The organism is Polaromonas sp. P1_G4 (assembly GCF_056405475.1).
Window position 1 is genome coordinate 1 of the sequence record NZ_JBFUCA010000383.1, and the last position, 4,137, is coordinate 4,137.

The following is a 4,137-nucleotide window of genomic DNA, read 5'->3' on the forward strand; positions in this document are numbered from 1 at the left end:
TTTCATGGGTTGCCCTGAAGTCAGGCTATTTTCAGGCCGCCTTCAGCCGTGGCTTGGCCAGCCGGCTTGCATGCAGCCAGGCGCGTCGCAGTACCGCCGGCGAACGGGTTTCTTCCGGGATCAGCAGGTAGTTCTGCGCACGCAGGGCCGTGCCCACGCCGACCTTGCTGGTGAGCACCGTCATCGGGATCGCCAGCAGCAGCGGCAGGCCGACCGGGATCAGCCAGATCAAAGCCCRTGCATCGATCACTGCAATGCCGACAGCCAGCAGCGCAATCACGCCGGACATAGGCGCCAGCTGCGCCAGCGCATGGCGCCAGGGCACAGCGGCCGCTTCGCGCGGGGGCGATTTCCATTCAAGCTTCAGGCCGGTGAGGGCCACCACCACAAACAGCGAATGCGCGAGCATGCGGATGGGGGCCTGCAACAGCGCGATCAGGGTTTCAAGCAAAGCGCTGCGCAGCAGGGCGACGGTGCCGCCATAGGATTGCTGCTGGCGGTTGACCAGCACGGCCACGATGCCCAGGATGCGCGGCAAAAACAGCATGCACAGCGTCCAGGCCCAAAGCGACATCAGCTCGCCGGGAAGCAGCGTCCAGTCGGCAATCATGGGCGAGCCGGACAGCCACAGCGCTGTACCCAGCGTGAGAAAGCACAGCCATAGCGGCGCCGACAGATACGCCATCGCGCCCGTGCCGAACATGGAGCGGTGTACCGGGTGAATGCCCGGCTCGGCGATCAGGCGCGAGTTTTGCAGGTTGCCCTGGCACCAGCGGCGATCGCGCTGCAGCTCGGCCAGCAAATCCGGCGGCTGCTGCTCGTAGCTGCCCACCAGGTCACCCACCAGCCAGACGTGGTAGCCGGCGCGGCGCATTAGCGCGGCCTCGACAAAATCGTGCGACATGATGCTGCCGGCCATGCCGCCCGTGCCCTTGATGTGCGCCAGCGCGCAATGCTTCATGAAGGGCTTAATACGGATGATGGCGTTGTGGCCCCAGTAGTGGGACTCGCCCATCTGCCAGAACTGCATCCCCAGCGTGAACRGACGCCCGGTCACGCGTGAGGCGAACTGCTGCGCCCGTGCGTGCAGCGTGACGTGGCCGATGGCCTGGGTTGCGGTCTGGATGATGYCGGCCCTGGGATTGGCTTCCATCAGCTTGACCATGGAAACCAGGCAGTCGCCGCTCATCACACTGTCGGCGTCCAGCACCACCATGTAGCGGTAATCCTTGCCCCAGCGGCGGCAGAAGTCGGCCACATTGCCGGCCTTGCGGTCGGTGCGGCGTTTGCGCAGGCGGTAATAGACCTCGATTTGCGGCTGGTCGGGGTGTCCGGCCRGCTGGGTGCGCAGGTCTTCCCAGGCGGCGCGCTCGGCCTGGATGATGGCCGGGTTGCTGCTGTCCGACAGTACGAAGACATCAAAGCTCTGTACATGGCCGGTCATCGCGACCGACTCGCAGGTGGCGCGCAGGCCGGCGAACACGGTGCGTACGTCTTCATTGCAGATCGGCATGATGATCGCGGTGCGTGTGGACGCATCCAGCGGGTAGTGCTGAACCTTTTTCGCGGACAGCGCGTGTTTGTCACCAAAGATCGTGACGTAAAAGCCCATCATCGCCGTCATGAAGCCGGTCACTACCCAGGCTGACAGAAGGGCAAACAGGCTGATCTGGCCGTACTGCAGCCAGGCATTGTCATAGTCGGGCTGCATGTCCGCAAAGATGCTGGTTGCCAGCACGGTGCTGATGACAGTCAGCAGCAGGAATACCGTGCGCCGGCGCCGGGCAGCCTGCTGCCAGCGCTCAAGCCGGGGGGCAGGCAGGCGATGGGATGGTGCCGGTGCGGCAGCCCGGAATATCGACAGCATGGGCAGCAGCAGCGCGGTGGCCATGCTGTTCCAGAAGCCACGCCAGGGCCGGGGCACCATGGAGCCGCGGTTCAGCGGTGGCGCCGTCACCGAATTGGGGTGGCGTTCCTCGCGCAGGGCGCTGCGTGCAGCGGATGGAATCAGAGTGTGATCAGGTTGGTCCATGTTTCGCTCACAGTGTGGTTGTCATGTTTGAGGAAGGCGCGCAGCTCAACAGGCTGGGCCGGGTTCAGCCGCAGCACGCGCAGCGTCATGCGCCATGCGCCGGTGGCGGGATTCTTGTAGGCCATGCTTTCGAGCACACGGCCATTGGCGTTGGCGCTGGAGATGGCTTCGACCCTGGCGTCCTCGGGCAGCGCGTCCAGCGCCGGGCCGGCAAAGTCGATGACGTACTGGACCTGGCCCGTGAGATCGGTTCCGGCCTTCGAGTACCCGGTGCCGCGGCGTGATTGCGTGACCCAGCTGTTGGGCGGTAGTTGCTGGTTCTTGCCCTGCCAGCTGATTTGCCAGGCGATGTCCAGCGACTGGCCAGGTGCTGGCATTTTTTCGGGTACCCAATAGGCCACCACGTTGTCATGGGTCTCGTCCGGCGTGGCAAATTGAAACAGCTCGACCCGGCCGGCGCCCCAGTCGCCCACGGGCGTGACCCAGGCGCTGGGCCGCGTCTCATAGCGGGCTTCGGTGTCTTCGTAGTTGGCAAAGGCGCGGTCGCGTTGCATCAGGCCAAAGCCCTTGAGCGACTTCATGGCGAAAGACGTCACCAGCGGGGAGGACGGATTTTGCAGGGGCCGCCAGAGCCATTCACCGGCACCCGTAGCCATCATCAGGCCATCGGAGTCGTGCACTTCGGGCCGGAAATCGCCGGGGCGGGGCTGGTTTTCGCCAAAGAAAAACATGCTGGTCAGGGGCGCGATGCCCAGCGAGGTCACGGGCGCGCTGTTGCCGGAGGTTGTGGCCGGGCGCATGAAGATGCGCGCCTGTACATTCGTGGTGGTTTGCTCGCCGGCCTGGATGTCGAACCGGTAGGCGCCTGTCATGCGCTCCGAATCCATCACAGCGAAGACGGTCAGCTGCTTGCTGTCGACTGCAGGTTTTTGAAGCCAGAAATCCGTGAAACGGGGAAACTCTTCCTTGGCTCCGCCCGCACCGCCTGCGGTGTCCACCGCCAGGCCGCGTGCCGAAAGGCCATAACGCTGGCCCGATCCCAGCGCCCGGAAGTAGGTGGCGCCGGTGAACACCACCAGCTCATCCTTGTAGGTGGGCGAGTTGAGGTTGCTGAAAAAGCGCGCGCCGCCGTGGCCCAGGTCACCCCAGGTCTCGGGTGACAGTTTGTTTTTTCCGAAATTGAATGTGGCGGGGTCGTAGGACAGGCGCTTCACGCCCGCTGTCGTGATTTCGTGAATGCGAACCGAATCACCGTGCCGGCCGACGTGGAAAAAATTCGCTTCAAAGGGAAGTTTGTCGGCGCGCCACAGCGTGCTGGCGGCGTTGAACCGGATGTCGCGGTAGTCGTCGTACGCCATCCTGGCGAGCTCGGTGGGCACCGCGTGGGACGCTTCGCGCCAGGGCGCTTGCGAGCGCTGGCGTGCGATAGCGGCCACATCGTCCAGATCGAAGGCACGTGCCTGGCCGGCCGCGAGCGTCAGTGCCGCAAGGCTCGCGCAGGCCGCGATACGGGCCTGCAGGGGAAAATTGAAGCGGCGCTTGGGGTCGCCGGAGGATGCCAAAAAAGGCAGGAAAAAAGCTGGCATGCCATGACTAGGGCAAACCCTGTGCCAGCTTCGAAAAATTGTTTTAAATCAACAAGTTGGGCGTGATACTTGATTTAACCAAATGTAATCCAGCTCAAAAGCGCCCAGAATCGCGGGTTTTGTCGCCGGTGAGCGACAACTTCCGCAGATGGCTCGATTAAATCGTTTTAAATCAAAGGCTTAAACCTGTCGCCAACCAGCGACGGCCCACGGCGGCACAGCGACAAACCCAGGTCGAACCGGAGCTCCTGGAGCCTGTTTACGGTCTAAACCTTGAAGTGTCCTGGCGTGAGCCCGTGCTTTTGCATCAGGCGGTAAAACTCCGTGCGGTTCCGGTCGGCCAGTCGGGCCGCATCGGCCACGTTGCCGTCTGTCAATTTGAGCAGCCCGACCAGGTAATCCCGCTCGAAGTGTTGCCTGGCTTCCGCATAGGTGAGCACTTGCACGCTGGGTGAGCGCAAGGCCCGCTGCACCAACGCCAGCGGCACCAGCGGGGTGGTGGACAGGGCACAAACCTGC

General features: G+C 63.6%; 2 protein-coding genes and 1 pseudogene. All 3 read right to left on the bottom strand.

From position 1 onward, the window contains the following. Positions 1-31: 31 nt before the first annotated feature. On the bottom strand, positions 32-2,032 hold the full coding sequence (gene mdoH, locus AC1D1X_RS17055; protein ID WP_477698724.1) for a glucans biosynthesis glucosyltransferase MdoH: 2,001 nt from the start codon (positions 2,030-2,032) through the stop codon (positions 32-34). Next, positions 2,008-3,618, bottom strand: a complete 1,611-nt coding sequence (locus tag AC1D1X_RS17060; protein ID WP_477668361.1) for a glucan biosynthesis protein G — start codon at positions 3,616-3,618, stop codon at positions 2,008-2,010. The genes mdoH and AC1D1X_RS17060 overlap by 25 nt, the downstream gene beginning before the upstream one ends. Before the next feature lie 266 nt (positions 3,619-3,884). Continuing rightward, a pseudogene (locus tag AC1D1X_RS17065) lies at positions 3,885-4,137 on the bottom strand (two-component system response regulator GlrR); the annotation flags it as partial.

Bases quoted from the DNA above. Each gene is read 5' to 3' on its own strand.
- AC1D1X_RS17060 (WP_477668361.1), bottom strand. From the start codon at position 3,618: ATGCCAGCTTTTTTCCTGCCTTTTTTGGCATCCTCCGGCGACCCCAAG.